The 19,916-nt window shown below is 45.9% G+C and carries 21 protein-coding genes and 4 tRNA genes; 3 read left to right on the forward strand and 22 right to left on the reverse strand.

What is annotated here, in order from left to right; translation table 11 throughout:
• The 9 genes from L4C34_RS19925 to fkpA form a co-directional block, all read right to left on the reverse strand.
• On the reverse strand, positions 1–301 hold a 301-nt coding region (locus L4C34_RS19925), incomplete at its 3' end, for a GTP-binding protein (protein ID WP_428791057.1).
• Between the two features lie 156 nt (positions 302–457).
• Complete coding sequence (gene fusA / locus L4C34_RS19930) at positions 458–2,554, reverse strand: elongation factor G (RefSeq protein WP_428791058.1); 2,097 nt, start codon at positions 2,552–2,554, stop codon at positions 458–460.
• Between the two features lie 140 nt (positions 2,555–2,694).
• The gene (gene rpsG / locus L4C34_RS19935; protein WP_102471084.1) at positions 2,695–3,165 is read right to left on the reverse strand and encodes a 30S ribosomal protein S7; all 471 of its coding nucleotides are present in this window, start codon (positions 3,163–3,165) and stop codon (positions 2,695–2,697) included.
• 115 nt (positions 3,166–3,280) lie between these two features.
• The gene (gene rpsL, locus L4C34_RS19940) at positions 3,281–3,655 is read right to left on the reverse strand and encodes a 30S ribosomal protein S12 (RefSeq protein ID WP_004399892.1); all 375 of its coding nucleotides are present in this window, start codon (positions 3,653–3,655) and stop codon (positions 3,281–3,283) included.
• 174 nt (positions 3,656–3,829) lie between these two features.
• Positions 3,830–4,108: a sulfurtransferase complex subunit TusB gene (gene tusB / locus L4C34_RS19945; protein WP_428791059.1), complete on the reverse strand. Its 279-nt coding sequence runs from the start codon at positions 4,106–4,108 to the stop codon at positions 3,830–3,832.
• A gap of 9 nt (positions 4,109–4,117) precedes the next feature.
• On the reverse strand, positions 4,118–4,477 hold the full coding sequence (gene tusC, locus L4C34_RS19950; protein ID WP_428791060.1) for a sulfurtransferase complex subunit TusC: 360 nt from the start codon (positions 4,475–4,477) through the stop codon (positions 4,118–4,120).
• On the reverse strand, positions 4,474–4,872 hold the full coding sequence (tusD, locus tag L4C34_RS19955; protein WP_428791061.1) for a sulfurtransferase complex subunit TusD: 399 nt from the start codon (positions 4,870–4,872) through the stop codon (positions 4,474–4,476). The genes tusC and tusD overlap by 4 nt, the downstream gene beginning before the upstream one ends.
• Positions 4,869–5,591 carry a helix-turn-helix transcriptional regulator gene (locus tag L4C34_RS19960; RefSeq protein ID WP_428791062.1) on the reverse strand — a complete coding sequence of 241 codons (723 nt, stop codon included), beginning with the start codon at positions 5,589–5,591 and terminating at the stop codon, positions 4,869–4,871. The genes tusD and L4C34_RS19960 overlap by 4 nt, the downstream gene beginning before the upstream one ends.
• A 171-nt stretch (positions 5,592–5,762) precedes the next feature.
• Positions 5,763–6,581, reverse strand: a complete 819-nt coding sequence (gene fkpA, locus L4C34_RS19965; protein ID WP_428791063.1) for an FKBP-type peptidyl-prolyl cis-trans isomerase — start codon at positions 6,579–6,581, stop codon at positions 5,763–5,765.
• A 138-nt stretch (positions 6,582–6,719) separates the two neighbouring features.
• On the opposite strand from fkpA, the gene L4C34_RS19970 reads away from it, so the two are divergent.
• Positions 6,720–7,706 carry a WD40 repeat domain-containing protein gene (locus L4C34_RS19970; RefSeq protein WP_428791064.1) on the forward strand — a complete coding sequence of 329 codons (987 nt, stop codon included), beginning with the start codon at positions 6,720–6,722 and terminating at the stop codon, positions 7,704–7,706.
• Positions 7,699–7,926: a SlyX family protein gene (locus L4C34_RS19975; protein ID WP_428791065.1), complete on the forward strand. Its 228-nt coding sequence runs from the start codon at positions 7,699–7,701 to the stop codon at positions 7,924–7,926. Before L4C34_RS19970 ends, L4C34_RS19975 begins: the two co-directional genes overlap by 8 nt.
• On the opposite strand, the gene L4C34_RS19980 is transcribed toward L4C34_RS19975, so the two are convergent.
• The 9 genes from L4C34_RS19980 to tsaE all read right to left on the reverse strand — a co-directional run bounded on the left by L4C34_RS19980 (position 7,920) and on the right by tsaE (position 17,358).
• Positions 7,920–8,114, reverse strand: a complete 195-nt coding sequence (locus L4C34_RS19980) for a DUF2065 domain-containing protein (RefSeq protein WP_428791066.1) — start codon at positions 8,112–8,114, stop codon at positions 7,920–7,922. The two genes, L4C34_RS19975 and L4C34_RS19980, sit on opposite strands and share 7 nt — an antisense overlap.
• Before the next feature lie 65 nt (positions 8,115–8,179).
• Positions 8,180–9,160, reverse strand: a complete 981-nt coding sequence (gene hflC, locus L4C34_RS19985) for a protease modulator HflC (protein ID WP_428791067.1) — start codon at positions 9,158–9,160, stop codon at positions 8,180–8,182.
• On the reverse strand, positions 9,160–10,347 hold the full coding sequence (hflK, locus tag L4C34_RS19990) for an FtsH protease activity modulator HflK (protein WP_428791068.1): 1,188 nt from the start codon (positions 10,345–10,347) through the stop codon (positions 9,160–9,162). The genes hflC and hflK overlap by 1 nt, the downstream gene beginning before the upstream one ends.
• Before the next feature lie 45 nt (positions 10,348–10,392).
• A complete protein-coding gene (gene hflX, locus L4C34_RS19995; RefSeq protein ID WP_428791069.1) occupies positions 10,393–11,682 on the reverse strand; it encodes a ribosome rescue GTPase HflX in 1,290 nt (429 codons plus the stop codon).
• 44 nt (positions 11,683–11,726) lie between these two features.
• Positions 11,727–11,987, reverse strand: a complete 261-nt coding sequence (gene hfq, locus L4C34_RS20000; protein ID WP_428791070.1) for an RNA chaperone Hfq — start codon at positions 11,985–11,987, stop codon at positions 11,727–11,729.
• 200 nt (positions 11,988–12,187) lie between these two features.
• Complete coding sequence (miaA, locus tag L4C34_RS20005) at positions 12,188–13,120, reverse strand: tRNA (adenosine(37)-N6)-dimethylallyltransferase MiaA (protein ID WP_428791071.1); 933 nt, start codon at positions 13,118–13,120, stop codon at positions 12,188–12,190.
• An 82-nt stretch (positions 13,121–13,202) separates the two neighbouring features.
• Positions 13,203–15,176, reverse strand: a complete 1,974-nt coding sequence (gene mutL, locus L4C34_RS20010) for a DNA mismatch repair endonuclease MutL (RefSeq protein WP_428791072.1) — start codon at positions 15,174–15,176, stop codon at positions 13,203–13,205.
• An 11-nt stretch (positions 15,177–15,187) separates the two neighbouring features.
• Positions 15,188–16,897, reverse strand: coding sequence for a LysM peptidoglycan-binding domain-containing protein (locus tag L4C34_RS20015; RefSeq protein ID WP_428791073.1), 1,710 nt, complete (start codon positions 16,895–16,897; stop codon positions 15,188–15,190).
• Positions 16,894–17,358 carry a tRNA (adenosine(37)-N6)-threonylcarbamoyltransferase complex ATPase subunit type 1 TsaE gene (gene tsaE, locus L4C34_RS20020; RefSeq protein ID WP_428791074.1) on the reverse strand — a complete coding sequence of 155 codons (465 nt, stop codon included), beginning with the start codon at positions 17,356–17,358 and terminating at the stop codon, positions 16,894–16,896. The genes L4C34_RS20015 and tsaE overlap by 4 nt, the downstream gene beginning before the upstream one ends.
• Before the next feature lie 233 nt (positions 17,359–17,591).
• Between tsaE and queG the strand changes: the two genes are divergently transcribed.
• Complete coding sequence (gene queG / locus L4C34_RS20025; RefSeq protein ID WP_428791075.1) at positions 17,592–18,737, forward strand: tRNA epoxyqueuosine(34) reductase QueG; 1,146 nt, start codon at positions 17,592–17,594, stop codon at positions 18,735–18,737.
• 672 nt (positions 18,738–19,409) lie between these two features.
• Here queG and L4C34_RS20030 read toward each other — a convergent pair.
• From L4C34_RS20030 to L4C34_RS20045, 4 genes are all read right to left on the reverse strand, one after another.
• Positions 19,410–19,486 (reverse strand) — tRNA-Met (locus L4C34_RS20030).
• Between the two features lie 68 nt (positions 19,487–19,554).
• A tRNA-Met gene (locus L4C34_RS20035) sits at positions 19,555–19,631 on the reverse strand.
• 70 nt (positions 19,632–19,701) lie between these two features.
• A tRNA-Gly gene (locus L4C34_RS20040) sits at positions 19,702–19,777 on the reverse strand.
• A 32-nt stretch (positions 19,778–19,809) separates the two neighbouring features.
• Positions 19,810–19,886, reverse strand: a tRNA-Met gene (locus L4C34_RS20045).
• Between the last annotated feature and the right edge of the window lie 30 nt (positions 19,887–19,916).

The following is a 19,916-nucleotide window of genomic DNA, read 5'->3' on the forward strand; positions in this document are numbered from 1 at the left end:
TCTCCATCTGTGCAGCACCTGTGATCATGTTCTTAACATAATCCGCGTGTCCTGGACAGTCTACGTGTGCGTAGTGACGAGCTGGAGTATCGTACTCTACGTGAGATGTAGCGATTGTGATACCGCGCTCACGCTCTTCTGGAGCGTTATCGATTGATGCGAAATCTTTCGCTTCACCGCCGTATACTTTTGACAAAGTAGTACAGATTGCAGCAGTTAGAGTTGTTTTACCGTGGTCAACGTGGCCGATAGTACCAACGTTTACGTGCGGTTTCGTACGTTCAAATTTTTCTTTAGACACGATCGTGTTCCTTTCTAGTTATGATTCGCCACGATCAAAATGACCGAGACGCGCCAGAATTTGCTATTCTATGCGCCAACTCACGCCAGCGCAATATTTGTACGTGTTCAACTAGCAAAAATTCATATCTTTACTAGTCGCCAGCACAAAACTGTTTTATCTACGTTCGGCAATGATTGCATCTGCAACATTTTTCGGCACTTCTGCATACTCGGAAAACTCCATTGAGTATGACGCTCGGCCTTGAGTTGCAGAACGTAAATCGGTCGCGTAACCAAACATTACGGATAGCGGTACTTGAGCACGGACAATTTTAAGGCCAGCAGTGCCATCATCCATACCTTCGATCATGCCGCGGCGACGGTTTAGATCACCAACAACATCCCCCATCCAATCTTCTGGAGTGGTTACTTCAACTTTCATCATCGGTTCAAGAAGTACAGGTTGCGCTTCTTGAGTACCTTTTCTGAATGCCATTGAGCCAGCGATCTTAAACGCCATTTCATTGGAGTCAACGTCGTGGTAAGAACCGTCAAACAAGGTTGCTTTGATATCCAATACAGGATAACCAGCGAGCACACCATTGTTCATCTGCTCTTCAACGCCTTTCGACACTGAGCTAATGTATTCTTTTGGAACTGCACCGCCAACGATTTCATCGACGAATACAAAACCTTCCCCCACTTCCGCAGGTTCAATTTTCAGCCAAACATGACCATATTGACCACGTCCACCTGATTGACGAACAAACTTGCCTTCCACTTCTGCGCTGCCACGAATGGTTTCACGGTAAGCAACTTGTGGCTTACCTACATTGCAGTCAACACTGAATTCGCGCTTCATTCGGTCAACGATGATATCTAAGTGAAGTTCACCCATACCAGAAATCAAGGTTTGACCAGTTTCATCGTCTGTTTCGACTCGGAAGGACGGGTCTTCCGCTGCTAGTTTACCCAGCGCGATACCCATTTTTTCTTGATCTGCTTGAGAGCGAGGTTCAACAGCAATCTGAATAACCGGTTCAGGGAATTCCATGCGCTCTAGAATAACCTTATGGTTCTGGTCACACAGAGTATCGCCTGTCGTGACATCCTTCAGGCCGATAGCGGCAGCAATGTCACCCGCGCGAATCTCTTTTACTTCTTCACGCTTATTCGAATGCATTTGTACAATACGACCGAATCGCTCTTTTTTCTGCTTTACGGAGTTGTAGACGGAATCGCCTGAATTCACAACACCAGAGTAGACTCGCATAAAGGTCAACGTCCCTACAAATGGGTCGGTCGCAATTTTAAATGCTAGTGCTGAAAACGGTTCGTTATCATCAGCATGACGCTCAACTTCAGTCTCGCTTTCATCTACACCCTGAATAGCAGGCACATCAATTGGAGAAGGAAGGTATTCAACCACGGCATCTAATACCGCTTGAACGCCTTTGTTTTTAAACGCACTGCCACAGGTAGCTAATACAATTTCATTGTTAAGAGTACGAGTACGTAGTGCTTGCTTGATTTCGGATTCAGTTAATTCACCGTCTTCAAGGTACTTGTCCATCAACTCTTCGCTTGCTTCCGCAGCGGCTTCAACAAGGTTTGTACGCCATTCTGCAGCAAGTTCTTGCATGTCTGCTGGAATCTCTTCATAGGTAAAGGTCATACCTTGATCAGCTTCATTCCAGTTGATGGCTTTCATCTTGATCAGGTCAACTACACCATTGAAGTCATCTTCCGTACCGATGTTCAATTGAATTGGTACTGGGTTCGCCCCTAAGCGATCTTTAATTTGTTCTACAACACGCAAAAAATCAGCACCCGTTCGGTCCATCTTATTGACGAAGACCATACGTGGTACTGAATATTTATCAGCTTGACGCCAAACGGTTTCAGATTGAGGTTCAACACCGGAAGAACCACAGAAAACTACAACCGCGCCATCTAGAACTCGCAGCGAACGCTCTACTTCAATCGTAAAGTCAACGTGTCCCGGAGTATCAATGATGTTGATGCGATGGTCTTGGAATTGCGCTTCCATACCACGCCAGAATGTGGTCGTCGCAGCAGAAGTGATTGTGATACCACGCTCTTGCTCTTGCTCCATCCAGTCCATGGTTGCTGCACCATCGTGAACTTCGCCGATTTTATGAGACAGGCCGGTGTAAAACAGAATACGTTCACTGGTGGTGGTTTTGCCTGCATCTACGTGTGCGACGATGCCGATATTACGGTAGCGCTCAATAGGAGTTTTGCGAGCCACAATTGTATCCTCTTCTAGGGACTATTGATGTTTCAAAAAAGAGATTCTGAAATATGAATAAACCCTATTTTCTATTTCAGTTAAAGGTCGGATAGAAAATAAAGAGTGCTGCGAGAAGGCCTCGCAGCACCATAAAGGTATTACCAGCGGTAATGTGCGAATGCTTTGTTAGCATCAGCCATGCGGTGAACGTCTTCACGTTTCTTAACCGCAGTACCTTTGTTCTCAGACGCGTCTAGCATTTCAGCAGCTAGGCGTTGAGCCATAGATTTTTCACCACGCTTACGCGCAGCTTCAACTACCCAACGCATAGCAAGAGCGTTACGGCGAACCGGACGAACTTCTACAGGTACTTGGTAAGTTGAACCACCTACACGGCGAGATTTAACTTCTACCGATGGGCGAACATTTTCAAGAGCTTCTTCAAATACAGCTAAGTGATCTTTACCAGATTTCTCAGCCATTGTTTCTAATGCAGTGTAAACAATTTTCTCTGCAGTAGATTTTTTTCCGTCAACCATAAGGATGTTAACGAATTTTGCCAGCAGTTCAGATTTGAACTTAGGATCTGGAAGGATCTTACGCTGGCCTATAACGCGACGACGTGGCATGGATATTCTCCGTTGTCTTCTTCAGGTTTTATCCAAAACTTTTCAGTTTTATCAAAAAATAATAAATAAAATAGTGTTTGGCCTTACTTAACGCTTTCTTTTAAAAAAAGACGCATTAAGACTTAGGACGTTTCACACCATACTTAGAACGACCTTGTTTACGGTCGTTTACGCCAGCACAGTCAAGTGCGCCGCGAACTGTGTGGTAACGTACACCCGGAAGATCTTTTACACGACCGCCACGGATAAGAACAACACTGTGCTCTTGTAGGTTGTGGCCTTCACCACCAATGTACGAAGTCACTTCAAAGCCGTTCGTTAGACGAACACGGCAAACCTTACGAAGTGCTGAGTTAGGTTTTTTAGGTGTAGTCGTGTAAACACGAGTACATACACCACGTTTTTGCGGGCACGCTTCTAGTGCAGGCACGTTGCTTTTAACAACTTGCTTTGCACGAGGCTTACGTACCAACTGGTTAATAGTTGCCATTAACTAGCTCCTGATTTACTTGAAAGTAAGCTTGATGAAAAATCTACCCTACGTACGTTATGTACAAATAGGGACGCAAAATTCTATTCAGAGCGGGGATGTGTGTCAAGAAATATACAGATCTTTTTCGTCACCAGCAGGTTAAAACTACCCAAATCGCGTAAAAAAAGGGGTTCACCAAGTCACCGAAGCCTCGTTACTTGTTGTTAATTCAACAAAACCTGTAAAACTGACCAGCGTTACCTCATTATCCAGCAGTTTGGATAAACCACGAGCTTCTAAGTCTGCCTGAAGTGCATATACCACACCACGGTGAGCACGCAATACTTCGACCAGAGCATGCTGTGCAATTGAAGCATACACGGCGCTCTCAACGAGCAAAATATCGTCCTTCTCTGAGCTATACGCCAGCGCGGTCGCAATCGCTTCTAATGATCTAATAATATGTAGCACGTTCCGCTCCTAGAAAGTCAAAATGGTCTGACATTGAGAGAGCAACTCCGTGAGTTTCTCTGAATTGACGACTTGCGTGTCAATGAGCAAGTTTTCATTGCTAAGACCCCACTGTGCTAGACTCTGCCCACACACGTACACCTGCTCAATATCGTACAGCTCCAGCAACTTGAATGTCGCGATATAATCTCGGCATAAAATCTGTGTTGGTGACTGAGAGTTTCGCAACTGATTCACGCCATCAGCAAGAAAAAACACCGCCAAGTCTTCGGTATATGCCGACGCAGCCAATAGCGCATCAAGCCCTTCACGACCTGATGCATCCGAGTGCGGCAACGATTTAAATACAAACGCTAATTTTTTTTTCAAAATTCCACCACTCGGTCTTGCGTCAACATGGCTTCGGCTAAACTTCCCAAGCCCACTTGAGAAAACTGAGCAGAAAAATTCTGCCCATCAAGCTTATGCTGTTCAGATTCGGCTTCACTCACCACACCTCGACGCAACGCAGCCGACACACAGGTTTCCAGCCGAACAGCGTGGTCTTTTTCCAGCTGGCGCCACGCAGAGACTAAATCAAACTCATCATTGGCAGGAACGCTGTAAGCGCTAGCATTCAAAACACCGTCTTGATAAAAGAACACGCTCACCAACTGATGACCCTGGGTCAGCAACTCTTTGGCAAACATGTATGCATTACGCGCCGATTGCGAACCATAAAGCGAGCCTGTCACAAGAAGCGTATAAGTTAACTTTTGATTCAACTGGTCTCATCCTCTACTTTTCTTTGCCTGATATACAAGTACACCGTATGTTTAGAGATATTCAATCGATCCGCAACCCGGTTAATCGCATCTTTAATATCAAAAATGCCTTTGTCGAATAGCTCCATAACTATCTGGCGATTCTTAGTATTATTCGATACCGACTTGTTGGCGTTGATTTCTTCGATGGTACGTTCCACCGTTTTATCCACCAGCTCTTCGACGTCACTGGCAAAATTCACCGAAGACGCAGCCTGCTTGCTGTCTTGATCGGGAAGGAAAGCTTGCAATATTTGGCTAAATGGCGCATCGAGGTTAACGTTAATACACAACAGTCCAATCACCCGATCATCTCCATTGCGAATCGCAATCGTGATTGATTTCATCAACACGCCGCCCTTAGCACGGGTAAAATACGAACGGGAAAAATTACGCTCAGAACCCTCAATATCCTGCAGCATTTTTAACGCTAAATCAGTGATCGGTGACCCTACTTGGCGACCGGTGTTCTCGCCGTTGGCAATCTTAACCGCTGAGGTATTCAAGTTTTCCAGCGAGTGCAGCACTATCTCACAGAAAGGGCCAATTAAACTGGCGATACCATCGACGACAGCTTCATAAGATCGCAAAATCACCTTATCGCTCTCGCTGAAAGCCATCACATTTACGGAATCCATTTCCATTAACATGTCTTGGGTAACAGTATCTGTTGTCGTCACGTGTATCCACCTCAAAGAGACTCAAAAATTTCGCGCGATTTTATCAGAAAATTTGAGCCGATTGACCTATTTAATCAACAGTGAGTGACGTATAGCTAAGATTTGCTGCAACAAAACGAAATAAGGCCTGACAATGTCAGGCCTTATTATTACACCAATAACTTGATGATATTATTTGGTCGTTTTCACGCCTTTAGCTGCTGCCTGCTTACCAACTTTGATAAGTTCAACATCAAATACCAAGGTTGAATTGGCAGGAATGTGCCCAGTTGCTTGTGGGCCGTAAGCTAACTTCGCTGGGATAACAAACTCAAATTTAGAACCTGCAGGCATCAATTGTAGACCTTCAGTCCAACCAGGAATCACTTTATCCAAAGGGAAGCTTACTGGCTTACCGCGATCGTAAGAGCTGTCAAATTTAGTGCCATCGATAAGCTTACCTGTGTAGTTAACTTCTACGATGTCAGTCGCAACAGGCTTAGCACCTTTACCTTCAGTGATCACTTTGTACAAAAGACCAGAAGCCGTCTTAGTTACGCCTTTTTCTTTAGCGAACTTAGCTTGAAACTCTTCACCCGCTTTAAGGTTAGACTCCGCTGATGCTTTCGCTTTTTCTTGCATTTTCACTGTAACGCGCTTATCCAAAGACTCTAGCGCAGTACGCGTTTCTTCTTGGTTTAGTTTCGCTTTACCAGCAAACGCGTCTTCAATGCCTTTCAGCACTTCATCTTTAGTCAGCTTGATGCCCATTTGGTTCGGCTTCTCAATGCTTTCACCTAGATAGTTCGCGAAAGACACACCAATCGCGTACGCCGCTTTGTCATCTTCTGACTTGAATTGCGCTGGCGTGCTCTTTGACGCAGTCGCCGCTTGGCTTTGCTCGGTAGCCGGTGCAGCTGCTTTGCTCGCCGTCTTCGATTCTTCTTTTTGGCAGCCAACGGCTAACACTACGGTTGCCGCGAGTAGCGACACTTTAAAGATTGATTTCATTGAATTCTCCAAGTTAGTGGTCTAACCATTTGTTAACGTGCACAAAACTGTTGTAAAGACTGGAGTGCACTGGGTACTTGTACCAATATATGCTATAGGTGTTGCAATGGTGCTACCGCAAATGGACATTTAGCCATAATGAAAACCATTTTTCATTCAATTTCCCTATTTAGTGTCATCATTCTGTTAAATGGATGCTTTTTCTCCAGTCATGACGACCAAAGATGGGTTCTAGATCCCGATGGAACCACAAGTTTCGCGCTTAGTCGTGACGCTCGTTTTGCCCTAATTTACTCACAACGGCAGCAATTGGTGTTGTGGGATCTCGATAACAACAAAAAGCTGGCAGATTTAGGCGCACAAGATCCAGATGCCAATACCGTCTCTACGATAAAAATATCCGATAGCGCTCGCTTTGCGGTTACAGCTACCCAAACCAACTTCGCTGTGTGGGATCTAGGCTGGGGTCAGGCTCGAGGATTATGGTCAGTCTCTGATGGCTTGATTGTCGATATTGATATCTCCAGCGATGGCCAGCAGGTTCTCTTGGGACTAAGCAACGGCAAAGCCATCTATATCAACCTCACGACCGGCAGACGCCTTGAGTTCCTCGCCCACCGAGATAAAGTCACAACGGTCGCCCTGTCTCCAAATGGCCAATATGCTTTATCAGGAGGTAATGACCATAAAGCCTACTTATGGAGTACAGCTACAGGTCATGTGGTTCGTCAGTTTGACCACGACCAACGTATCGTACGCGTCGCGCTACAACGAGACGGAAAATACGCTTTCACCTCAGACAGTGGTAACCAAGCCATTATATGGGATCTCACTACCGGCAAAGAAGTATCGAATCTACATAGTTTCTCAAGACAACTTATTTTTTCTAGCGCGCGCTTCTCTGATGATGGGAAAGTGCTCGTGACAGGTGCCCCCTCCAGTCGAATCGTAGTCTGGCAAACCGCAACAGGAAATAAGCTCGATGGCTTTGAGGCCATGCCGAAAAAAGATACGCGCCCACCTCGAGCCGTAGTGTATGATGTCGCCTTTGATAATAAGCATAGAGTGATATCTGGCACTTCAGCTGGCATCGCACAAGCGTGGAAACTCGACGATTATGACTGATAACAAGCAAACTTTATTGGAAGGCCGAATTAATGATTTGGAATGCCAACTCGCGTTTCAAGAGCAAACCATCGATAGCCTCAACAACGCGCTAAGCGAACAACAATTATTGATCAGCAAAATGCAAACACAGATGCAATTCTTGGTCGGAAAGATTAAAACCATCGACAGCTCACCGATGGCTGACGAATCGGAAGAAACACCGCCACCTCATTACTGAGTATGTAGAAACACGTAGCTAATCACCATGCCCGCAACCACTAAGCAGCCCCCAATTCGGCGCAGGTTTTGATCGGGTTGCTGGCTTAGCTGCGCCACCATACGCCGCCAACCATTCGGTGCCAGTAAAGGACCTAAGCCTTCAGCAATTAACACCAAGCCAAAGGCTAACCAGAGCGAGTCCATCATTTTCTTTCCCCTATAAAAGACAAAGGCTCCTAAACAGGAGCCTTTTCATATTAGCTATGCGCGACTTACTTTTTCGCAGCATCGCCTCTTGGATTATTCATGTATTGGAAAAAGGCCGAATTCGGATCCAACACTAAAATATCACTCTTATTATCGAACGACTGCTTGTAAGCATTCAAAGAACGAATGAACGAATAGAACTCAGGTGCCTTCTTATACGCTTTCGCATAAATTTCAGCAGCTTTCGCGTCCGCTTTACCACGAATGGTACGAGAGTCTTTATCCGCTTTAGCAAGAATCGTAGCGACCTCTAGCTCGGCTTGGGCGCGAATCACTTCTGCTTTTTCACGACCCTGCGCTCTGTGCTTACGCGCTACCGTTTCACGCTCTGCTCGCATACGATCATAGATAGATTTACTGATACTATCTGGCAAATTGATTTTCTTGATACGGAAATCAATCACGCTAATACCCAAATCTTTCATCGCACTTATTTGAGTTCCATCAAGCACGTTCTGCATTATCACGTCACGCTGCCCTTCGACTTCTAGAGCTTGCTTGGCTGCTTCATTCGACAGCGCTTCACTATCCGGATTCAACGCAATAGCTTCATTACGTGGACCCGAAACGATCTGCTTGATGTCACGCGAACCAATTTGTGAACGTAGAATATCGGTCACTTTTCGGCTTAAAAGAGATTCAGCGGTTAGGACGTTACCGCCACCTGTCGCCAAGTAAAACTTGCCCATATCCTTGATACGCCATTTTATGTACGAATCAATAATGATGTCTTTTTTCTCTGCCGTTACAAAGCGATCAGAGCGACCATCCATCGTTTGAATTCGAGCATCAAGTCTCTTCACTCGGTCAAACAGCGGCAGTTTAAAGTGCAGCCCAGGCTGGTAAATTCGGGCAATCTCATTGTTGTCTTTCAGTATTCGGCCAAAGCGGATCACGATACCACGCTCACCTTCTGGCACAACAAACACCGACATCAAGAATAGCACCAGAACTACTACCAACAGAGGTATCATTAGTTTACGCATTATTGGTATCTCCCTTGACGTGAATCCGTTGCGCGGGAAGAAGGCGTACTACTATGGGTACTGGTCTTCGACTCCACTTGAATTGGCGCATAAGTTGAGTTGTCGCCAGATTTGCCTTTACCTTGAGCATGACTCGCCTCCGATTTCAGTTTATCAATCGGTAGATAAAGCAAATTGCCACTAGATTTAGAATCAATCAATACCTTAGAAGTGTTGGCGTACACAGTTTCCATCGTATCTAGGTACAAACGTTCACGGGTTACTTTTGGTGCCGCTTTATACTCAGGTAATAGCTCGTCAAACTGAGCAACTTTACCTTCTGCTTGATTCACAATACGTTCAGAGTAACCTTGCGCTTCTTTCTTAATACGTTCAGCACGACCCGCAGCTTTCGGCAGCACATCGTTGCTGTAAGCTTCTGCTTCTCTTACATAACGCTGTTCGTCTTCTCGAGATGCGGTTGCATCATCGAACGCAGCTTTTACTTGCTCTGGTGGCCTTGCATCTTCAAAGTTGACAGCAACAATCTGAATGCCCATGTCATATCTATCGATGATGCGCTCTAGCGTTTCTCGAGTGCTTTGACGAATTTGTTGACGACCATCTGTCAAGATGCTGTCCATCAAAGAGTCACCAATAACGGCGCGCAGGGCAGAATCCATCGCCTGACGCAAGCTATCGTCTGCGTTCGTCACTCGATACAAATACTTAAACGGATCCGACACTCGATATTGAACATCCATTGACACAGTTACAACATTTTCATCTTTAGTCAACATAGTGCCAGACGCTCGCAATGAGCGAATAGACTGCACATTCACTAAGGTATAGCTGTCAATAAACGGCGGACGCCAATTCAGGCCGGGGCCTTCAATGTGATCAAACTTGCCTAGCTGCAAGACAACCGCTCTCTGCGCTTCACCAACGGTGTAGATTCCGAAAAAGGCCCAAACAACTAAGGCCGCTAGAAGAATCAGACCAATACCGATTTTTCCGCCTGCACCTGATGGTACACCTTTGCCATTTTTGCCACCAAATTTACCACTCAGCTTTTGACTTAGTTTATTAAACACTTCGTCTAAATCAGGCGGTCCTTGATTACGACCACCGCGATTATTTTTGTTCCCCCAAGGGTCCTTATCGCGGCCGTTATCGTCATTATTATTACCAGGCTCATTCCACGCCATTAGAAAGCTCCATCATTAGGTATGACGTTATACTCTAGCAGTCCTTTAAGTAACTATAAAGTCACGTAAAACTGCCTCTTCTCTTTTCTCTAGTTTAAACCAATCGACTTGTTGCATTCGAATATCGATCAGCAAGTTGCCATCTTGGTCATACTCTTCACTCTGAATACAGTTAAATTGAAAGAAAGTACTACGAATCCGCCCTTGATACTGAGGCGGAATGCACAATTGATAGTGCACAAGCTGGCGCGCCAAACGTTCAGACAATGCCGTAAACAGCAAATCCATACCCACGCCATCCATTGCTGATACCCACACTACCCGTGGCAGACCTTCCTCATCACGCTCTATTCTCGGTCTCTGATCTGGCATGCTGTCGATTTTGTTCATCACCAATAGTGAAGGAACTTCATCGGCATCTATTTCCGCCAAAACAACATCGACCGCATGAATATTCTCTCGGAAACGCTCGTCACTGGCATCGACAACGTGCAGGAGAATGTCCGCTTCTTGAGTTTCTTGAAGCGTCGCCTTAAACGCGGCAACCAAATCATGCGGTAGATGACGAATAAACCCAACAGTATCAGCCAAAATAGCCGGCCCAATATCATCAAGTTCAATCTTTCTAAGCGTTGGATCGAGTGTGGCAAACAGCTGATCAGCGGCGTAAACACCGGCCCGAGTAATCTGGTTAAAGAGGGTAGATTTACCTGCGTTGGTGTAACCCACGAGCGAGATCGTAGGGATCTCCGCGCGATTTCGCGCCCGGCGACCTTGTTCACGCTGTTTCGCCACTTTATCGAGGCGACGCAAAATAGCTTTGATGCGATCTCGTAGTAAGCGGCGGTCAGTCTCCAGTTGGGTTTCTCCAGGACCACGTAAACCAATCCCACCTTTTTGTCTTTCTAGGTGAGTCCAGCCACGGATCAAACGCGTGGAGATGTGACGCAATTGTGCGAGTTCAACTTGTAATTTACCTTCGTGCGTACGAGCTCGCTGAGCAAAGATATCTAAGATCAATCCAGTTCGGTCTAGCACTCGGCATTGACAAAGTTTTTCGAGATTACGCTCTTGAGCAGGAGAAAGGGAGTGATTGAAAATCACGACATCGGCTTCGACAAGCTGCACAACTTGTGCAATCTCTTCTGCTTTACCTTCTCCGACATAATATTTGGGGTGGGGAGACTGGCGACTACCAGTCACAACTTGCAATGCTGAAGCGCCTGAAGACGAAACTAACATTTCAATCTCTTTTAGATCTTCCCACTCACCTGTTTGCGTAAAATTGATATGAACAAGTACGGCTCGCTCACCGGCTTCGTAACGGTCAAACAAGCGATCGACTCCTTAAATATACGAATTTAGTTGGAGGCAGAGGATTAATCCTCTGCTTTTTCTGGACGATCTGATGCCGCACGCTCTGCTGTGTGATGATTCACCGCACGAGCCGGAACCACAGTCGAGATAGCATGCTTATAAACCATTTGATTAACGGTATTTTTCAATAAGATCACAAATTGATCGAAAGACTCTATTTGTCCCTGTAGCTTAATTCCATTTACAAGATAGATAGACACCGGAATACGTTCACGGCGTAATGCATTCAAAAATGGGTCTTGTAAAGATTGCCCCTTAGCCATTTTATCTTTTCCTTATTTGTATTTTGTTGTAATTATTTAGCTAGTAGTGCACGTTAAGTGAGGTACCGCCTTGGCGCCAAGCTAAACGAATAATATAACCCCAATATTACTTGTTATGCAGTCAAAAACCGCAAATATCAAGTAACACCTCTCTCACGAGGTCAATTCACACTAAAGTGATCACATTATACACAGTTAATTCAGTCGGATGCTACCGCATTTACCAGTGTTTCAAATGCTGTTTTTGGATCGTTACTGTCGAGCCAAGTTAAGTCTTTCCAACTTCTTAACCAAGTCAATTGGCGCTTAGCCAACTGCCTAGTGGCGCACACTCCCTTAAATACGGCTTCATCCAACGAGTCCTTCCCTGCTAAGTAATCCCACATTTGGCGATAGCCAACACAGCGGATAGAAGGTAAGTCAGGGTGGAGGTCATCACGCTGATATAACGCTTGTACTTCCTGTTCAAAACCAGCATCCAACATCATTTGAAATCTCAATTCAATGCGACGATGTAGCTCACTGCGTTCTTGAGGTGCGATAGCAAACTGCTTAACCCGAAACGGCAGCGAGTCCCCTTTCGTCTCTGTTAGTTCAGTCATCGTCTTACCGGAGATCTTATACACCTCAAGTGCACGCGATAAGCGCTGAGGATCGTTAGGGTGAATACGTTCAGCAGCCACAGGATCAATCTGTTGTAATTGTTGATGCAACGCTTGCCAGCCAAATTCATTGGCTTGCTGTTCAATATCTTGACGTATTTCTGGATCGGCCGCGGGTAGTGGCGATAAGCCTTCTAACAAAGCCTTAAAGTATAACATCGTCCCACCAACCAATAAGGGGATTTTACCTTTCGATACAATGTCATTCATTGCACGCAGAGCATCCGCGCGAAAGTCAGCAGCAGAATATGCTTCTTTTGGATCTAGGATATCAATGAGTCGATGGGGAGCCAGTGCCAATTCATCGGCGGTAGGTTTCGCCGTCCCTATGTCCATTCCTTGATAAATCAACGCCGAGTCGACGCTGATAATTTCCACAGGAAACTGCTGACAGAGGCGAATAGCCAAGTCAGTTTTCCCTGAGGCGGTCGGCCCCATTAAAAATAAAGCTAACGGGAGTTCTTTGTTCATCGCTATTCGGCCTGTTTATCTTTCAATGTTGAGCGGTAGTTACCATTACAAGTGATCAACACTCGTTGTAAGCACCGTTTTTTTACCCACGCTGGAGAGCTGTGAGGGTATGGCTAAAGTCCACTTCTTGCACTAAAAGTGGATCATGCAAAGGCAGAGCACCTTGCCACAACTGCTCAAATTCCGCAATTAACTGAATTGCCTGAGACAAGGTGTAATCATCCAACGGAGGTGAAGTCTGCACAGAGAGCCACTCGCTCAGTTTACTTTGAACGATCGCATCACTTTGCTCAAGCAAGCTTTGCATATAGACCAATAACTCAGGGATAAGTTTCTGCAAATTTTGCTGCCGAAGCGGCTGAGGTACGGCCATCACTAAGACAGTGGAGCGGTTACGCACTTTGAGCTCTATTCCTAGTGGCGAAAAGTTCGGCTGACATTGCTCTATGATTACGAGCGTTTTAGACGATACGTTTAATGCCAATGGCACCAACAGCGGTTGTGCCACCAATCCACCTTTGCTCGTATCTAAGCGGCGAAAATTATTCAACCACTCAACTCGAGGTAGCGATACGAGTAGCACTTGACGCTTATCGCTCATGAGTAAGTGATTCTTATCCACAATCGCAATCGCACTGCCAAGTTCCTTAATACTGTCGGCATCCACCACCTTATTCAATGAGGAAGAATAAGACGGTGAGACCTCTTGAACCACAGATTCAACAGGCGGCTGTTCTGTTGCCAGTAATTGACCATATACCTGCCTCTCTTGGCGAGACACAGAGGGTTGTTTTTTAGGTAAGGAAGACGAGCTTCCTTGGCGTGGCGCATGACCCTCCCACGGACCTTGAGTTTGAACCTGAGCTTTGGAATGACGAGATTCTGGCAGATCCTGCAACCCAGTAGAGCGATAGTCACCTTGAGAACTCTTAGCGATAGACTCACCTACCGACGGAAACCGCTCCCGGTCAGGTGTAGGTGGGCGCGATTCAGATTCATTCGGTAGCGTCCGGCTAACAACCTCAGCTTTAGCGCTGGAAGTCGGCACGGGAAGATCAATGCTTTGTGCTAATGCATCACTTAAAGCCTGATAGATAAAATCGTGGATTAAGCGAGCTTGATGAAATCTCACTTCATGTTTAGCTGGGTGCACATTAACGTCGACTTGATGAGGGTCAACGTCAATAAACAGTACGTAGGTGGCGTATTGGTCAGCCCTTAGCGTGGTTTCGTAACTTTGACGAATCGCATGATTGATTAGTTTGTCCTTCACCACGCGGCCATTCACATAGCAGTATTGTAAGTCACTCTGTTGCCTAGCGCCTTCAGGTGAAGTAATCCACCCCGTCAGTTTCAGATCTTGATGAGCCAACTGAATATGCAGCATTGAGCGAACAAAGGCGCTGCCGCAGACCGCAGCAAGGCGCTTTTCCGTTTGCTGAGTATTACTGGCTTTACGATACTGGCGGACCACTTTACCGTTGTGGCGTAAGAAAATGGACACATCGAACCGACTTAAAGCTATACGTTTTAAAAACTCGTCAATATGCTGGAACTCTGTCTTTTCAGTGCGTAAAAACTTACGACGTGCTGGCGTGTTAAAAAATAGATCCGCCACTTCCACCGTACTGCCAACTGGATGAGCGGCAGGTTGCAGTTTCACTTCCATGTCGCGGCCTTCGCACTGGGCAGACCAAGCTTGCTCTTGATTAACAGGGCGCGACGTCAAGGTTAAGCGAGATACCGAGCTAATACTCGCCAGAGCCTCACCACGAAAGCCTAAGCTAACAATCGCATCTAAATCATCTAATGAATGTATTTTAGAAGTGGCATGACGACTCAGCGCCAAGCCAAGTTGTTCTTTATCGATGCCTTTGCCGTCATCGCGCACGCGAATCAGCTTTGCTCCCCCGAGTTCGATATCGACTTCAATCTTCGTCGCTCCGGCATCTAGGCTGTTTTCAACTAGCTCTTTCACGACCGAAGCGGGGCGCTCGACCACCTCGCCAGCCGCTATTTGGTTGGCCAGTCTTGCAGGTAAGATTTTAATCGTCATAAACCGTTACTTTACTTGTGAGGAATGATAAGAACCTGACCAATAGCCAGCTCGTTTGTCGTCAACTTGTTGACACGGCGAAGACTGCTCACAGACACGCCGTACCGACTCGCAATCTTACCCAAGTATTCCCCTCTGCGAACTTTATACTTTCGCAGCGGAAGATCCCTCAGGCTCACTGAAATATTCAACTTCTGCCCGACAAATAAAGTATTCGAACGCAGTGAATTTTCCTTCTTAATTTGCGCCACGCTCACTTTATACTTGTCCGCTATACGCCCTAAATAATCACCCCGTTGAACCACATGGGTGACGATTTTGGTTTCAAAATCGCTCACTTTGCGCGGGGCAATATTTGGCGTACTCCGGCTTGGTACTTTAAGCACTTGGCCAACATATAGCGATGTTCGCTTCAAGTTGTTTGCCTTTACCAAAGCGCTCACCGACGTACCCATTTTTTGCGCAACTCGAGACAATGAATCACCTCGTTTCACCTTATAAGATTGCGATTTTAAGCGCTGAGCAAACAAAGTTCCCGGCGGCGGTTCAACCTCAAAATATTTAACGACAGCTTCAGTGATCGCGCGGGCAATATTATTTTGATGACTTGGTTGAAATAACAAGCGCTCTTCTATCGGATTGGAAATAAAGCCCGTTTCTACCAATACAGAGGGGATATCTGGCGACTTGAGTACCGCTAGACTCGCGTACACAGGTTTGCTTCTGTGTAAACGTGCCACAGGGGCAAGCTGCTTCAGAATATCCGACGCTAATTTATACCCTTCGTTTTGCGAGTGGCTAAATTGCAGGTCAAGCAGGGTTTGGCTAACATTTTTGTCGTCAGAGTTTTTCGCCAAGACTTGCCCAGCCCCCCCTAAAAGCTCTGATTGCGCTTCACTATTTTCAACCCACCGAGCGATTTCAGTGTTCGCACGGCGCGTATTGAGCACAAAGACAGACGCGCCTCTTGGCTGCGGCGTCATAAACGCATCAGCATGAATAGACACCAAAATATACGCTTTGTCGTGACGTGCAATTTCGGTACGTTTATTCAAGCCGACATAATAATCGCCAGTCCGAGTTAGCACCGCTCTAATACCGGGAATTGCATCCATATCATGTGCAATCTTTTTGGCAATCGCGAGCGTCACCGTTTTTTCGTATTTACCAGTAGGGCCTATCGATCCAGGGTCTTCACCGCCATGTCCTGGATCGATTGCCACAACAATTTCTTTGTTGCCGCTCGCCTTTGGCGCATCCGTTTTGACCCCTTTTCTGCTACGAGTCGATGGGGCGGCCTGCGCTGACTGTGAATGAGGCAAGTCTATAACTAGACGATGTTTATGCGGACCCAGTGGTGCAGGTGGTAGCTCAAACAACTTAGCCTTAAGTTTTTTCTTTAGTTCAAACACCAAGCGATAGGTGGACTTAGTAGGAGGAGAGCTTTTGCGAATTTTACTCAAGACCGCGCTATTACCGACTTTTATCGGTAGCTTGGTTTGTAAACGGGTCTTTTTTAGATCAACAACCAAGCGACTTGGATTACTTAGCATAAAATAGCTGTAATCTAAATCTGATTTCAGATCGAGCACCACACGTGTTTCATCGGGGGACGGCCAAACGCGAATAGCCTCTAGCGAATTGGCCCACACTAAACCGGGGACCGCCCAAAGCGCTAGCGTCAAACAAAGAATGGCGCCCCGTCGTAATTTTGCAATCAACTTAACTCCAACTTGTCCAGCAGTGAACGTCCATAATCATTGTTGGCTTGAATGAACAATGTTCGCTCTTCACCCTTGTATTCCAAAGTGATATCAAGATCCGCACCGGGCAGCAGCCCATGTCCTTTCTCTGGCCACTCAACCAAGCATATTGAATCCGGTGTTAGATAGTCCCGAATTCCCATAAACTCCAATTCTTCAGGATCGGATAAACGATACAAGTCAAAATGATAGATGTTTTTATTATCAAGTTCATAAGGTTCAACGATCGTATAGGTTGGACTTTTCACATTTCCCGAATGGCCCAACGCACGAATGAAGCCACGGCTAAAAGTGGTTTTACCAGCTCCTAAATCTCCATGAAGGTAAATTGAGGTTTGCTGCACACACAGCTTTGCAATTGCCGCACCAGCATTGATCGTCGCCTGCTCGTTTCCAAGGGCCAATTGTATGGTATTCATTAATACGTTCTCTAATTATTCCGTTAGTCGTGAGCTAACAAGGATCAAAAATAATAAACTGGGACAGTTCGGTGAAACAAGATATGTTGTGTTAGCTGAGGGAAAATTATCTCAACTAACGCCGCTTTTGTCACTATCGCGTTACGAACTGCGCAAACATTCATCACGTTAACTAGATTCACAGCGAAAGATCCGGTAAGATCCGCCCCCCTTAGATTCCCGAGAAACACACCATGGATTACCAAACTCTGGCTGACAATATTAAGCTTTGGGCTTCAGAGCTTGGCTTCCAAAAGGTGGGGATTACTGATGTAGATCTGAGTGAACATGAACCAGCGCTCCAGCGTTGGCTAGATGCGGGTTATCATGGTGATATGGATTGGATGGCACGACACGGGATGATGAGAGCTCGACCTCACGAGCTTCTACCTGGCACTGTGCGAGCCATCAGCGCGCGAATTGACTATCTCCCACCAGAGGCGAAATTTGCTTCCAACCTATCCAACACAGAAGAAGGCTACATTAGCCGCTATGCACTCGGCCGCGATTACCACAAGATTGTTCGTAATCAACTGAAAAAACTGGCGCAAAGAATAGAGCAAGAAGTGGGCGTATTTGGCTATCGTCCATTTGTTGATTCCGCTCCAGTGCTTGAGCGTCCCTTAGCACAAAAAGCGGGACTAGGCTGGACAGGCAAGCATTCCCTAATATTGGACAAGGAAGCTGGATCTTGGTTTTTTTTAGGCGAGCTATTGATTGATTTGCCACTACCCGTCGACACACCGAGTAAAAACGAATGTGGAAAATGCACCGCATGTATGACCTCATGTCCAACTCAAGCCATCATATCTGAAGGCGTTGTCGATGCTCGGCGCTGCATCTCCTACTTAACTATCGAGTTCGATGGCATTATCCCTATCGAATTTCGTAAAGCGATGGGCAATCGCATTTATGGCTGCGACGACTGCCAGCTCGTTTGTCCATGGAACCGGCAAGCAGAAATCACCACCGAGCCAGATTTTCATCGCCGAGATATATTCGCTTCAGCGAAGCTCATCGACTTATTTCAATGGACAGAAGAGCAATTTCTAAAACGGATGGAAGGCTCAGCGATTCGCCGTATTGGCCACCTACAGTGGCTACGCAATATTGCCATCGCGCTAGGTAATGCTCCTTATTCCGAACAAGTCGTTAATGCACTACAAGGTAGGCGTGGTGAGCACAGTTTGCTAGATGAACACATTGAGTGGTCACTCAATGAACAAACCATTAACATGCAAGAAGCTCAGGCATCAAGCACTGACAACCTCAATCGCACCCGCTCAAAGCAACAAAGACTGATTCGCATCGTGCAGAAGGGATTACCCCGAGACGCATAAAACTCCCCACCTCACAACACATATTGTGGGATTTCCGACACAAAATAGAGATGTGGAAAACAACGAAGCGCGATAAAGAATTTTATAAAGAAAGAAATGTTAATCACAAACTGAAACATTGAGAAAGATCAACAAAACTCTTCATCAATTCAACTAAAAGATCAGTGCAACAGGGTAAAAATAATCAACAATTGATTGATATTCAATAGGTTACAGTTAATTTCACTAAATATGCAAGCCAAGTTTGAAGTAAAAAGATCTTTGTTGCCTTCATCAAATTACCGTCTACGCAAGCTTTACCCACTAACTTATCCACACCACTGAATTTGTGGATAACTCTGTTAATGCTTTAAATGAAGCCTGTTACTAGTTTATGCTTGGAGGGTGTTATTAGAGTTTTCTAGGACTAGAGGCTGTCAAGCCGTAGGATGCTTGTCTAAACAAGCCACAACTAACTGTAGAGCACAGATTTTATTTGTGCAACTTTCCATTAAAAAAAGACCAACCAAGCCACACTTACAATAACTGTGTGTTTTAACTGTGTTTTTATGGAATCAGATAAGAAGTTTATAGCAATGCACATCATCTGAGCTTGTTATCTGACCTTAATAAGGTTTCTACTAGCTGGATTTTGTATCGCAGTATCTTTAAGACTAGAGCCTTGAAAGAAATTGGTTGCGGGGGCCGGATTTGAACCGACGACCTTCGGGTTATGAGCCCGACGAGCTACCAAGCTGCTCCACCCCGCGTCCGAATTGTGTCACCGTTAAGTACCGTGAGAACTGTCTCTTTCGATGAACGTAGTCAGAGAAAGAATTGGTTGCGGGGGCCGGATTTGAACCGACGACCTTCGGGTTATGAGCCCGACGAGCTACCAAGCTGCTCCACCCCGCGTCCGAATTGTGTCACCGTTAAGTACCGTGAGAACTGCCTCTTTCGATGAAAGTATTCAGCGAAAGAAATTTGGAGCGACACACGAGGTTCGAACTCGTGACCTCAACCTTGGCAAGGTTGCGCTCTACCAACTGAGCTAGTGTCGCAGTATCTTTAAGACCAAAGCCTTGAAAGAAATTGGTTGCGGGGGCCGGATTTGAACCGACGACCTTCGGGTTATGAGCCCGACGAGCTACCAAGCTGCTCCACCCCGCGTCCGAATTGTGTCACCGTTAAGTACCGTGA

Source organism: Vibrio profundum (assembly GCF_050337555.1).
Lineage (GTDB): Bacteria > Pseudomonadota > Gammaproteobacteria > Enterobacterales > Vibrionaceae > Vibrio > Vibrio profundum.

Coding starts and splice junctions, on each gene's coding strand:
- rpsG (WP_102471084.1), bottom strand. CDS start 3,165: ATGCCACGTCGTCGCGTTATAGGCCAGCGTAAGATCCTTCCAGATCCT.
- rpsL (WP_004399892.1), bottom strand. CDS start 3,655: ATGGCAACTATTAACCAGTTGGTACGTAAGCCTCGTGCAAAGCAAGTT.
- fkpA (WP_428791063.1), bottom strand. CDS start 6,581: ATGAAATCAATCTTTAAAGTGTCGCTACTCGCGGCAACCGTAGTGTTA.
- L4C34_RS19970 (WP_428791064.1), top strand. CDS start 6,720: ATGAAAACCATTTTTCATTCAATTTCCCTATTTAGTGTCATCATTCTG.
- L4C34_RS19975 (WP_428791065.1), top strand. CDS start 7,699: ATGACTGATAACAAGCAAACTTTATTGGAAGGCCGAATTAATGATTTG.
- L4C34_RS19980 (WP_428791066.1), bottom strand. CDS start 8,114: ATGATGGACTCGCTCTGGTTAGCCTTTGGCTTGGTGTTAATTGCTGAA.
- hflC (WP_428791067.1), bottom strand. CDS start 9,160: ATGCGTAAACTAATGATACCTCTGTTGGTAGTAGTTCTGGTGCTATTC.
- hflK (WP_428791068.1), bottom strand. CDS start 10,347: ATGGCGTGGAATGAGCCTGGTAATAATAATGACGATAACGGCCGCGAT.
- hfq (WP_428791070.1), bottom strand. CDS start 11,987: ATGGCTAAGGGGCAATCTTTACAAGACCCATTTTTGAATGCATTACGC.
- miaA (WP_428791071.1), bottom strand. CDS start 13,120: ATGAACAAAGAACTCCCGTTAGCTTTATTTTTAATGGGGCCGACCGCC.
- mutL (WP_428791072.1), bottom strand. CDS start 15,176: ATGACGATTAAAATCTTACCTGCAAGACTGGCCAACCAAATAGCGGCT.
- tsaE (WP_428791074.1), bottom strand. CDS start 17,358: ATGAATACCATACAATTGGCCCTTGGAAACGAGCAGGCGACGATCAAT.
- queG (WP_428791075.1), top strand. CDS start 17,592: ATGGATTACCAAACTCTGGCTGACAATATTAAGCTTTGGGCTTCAGAG.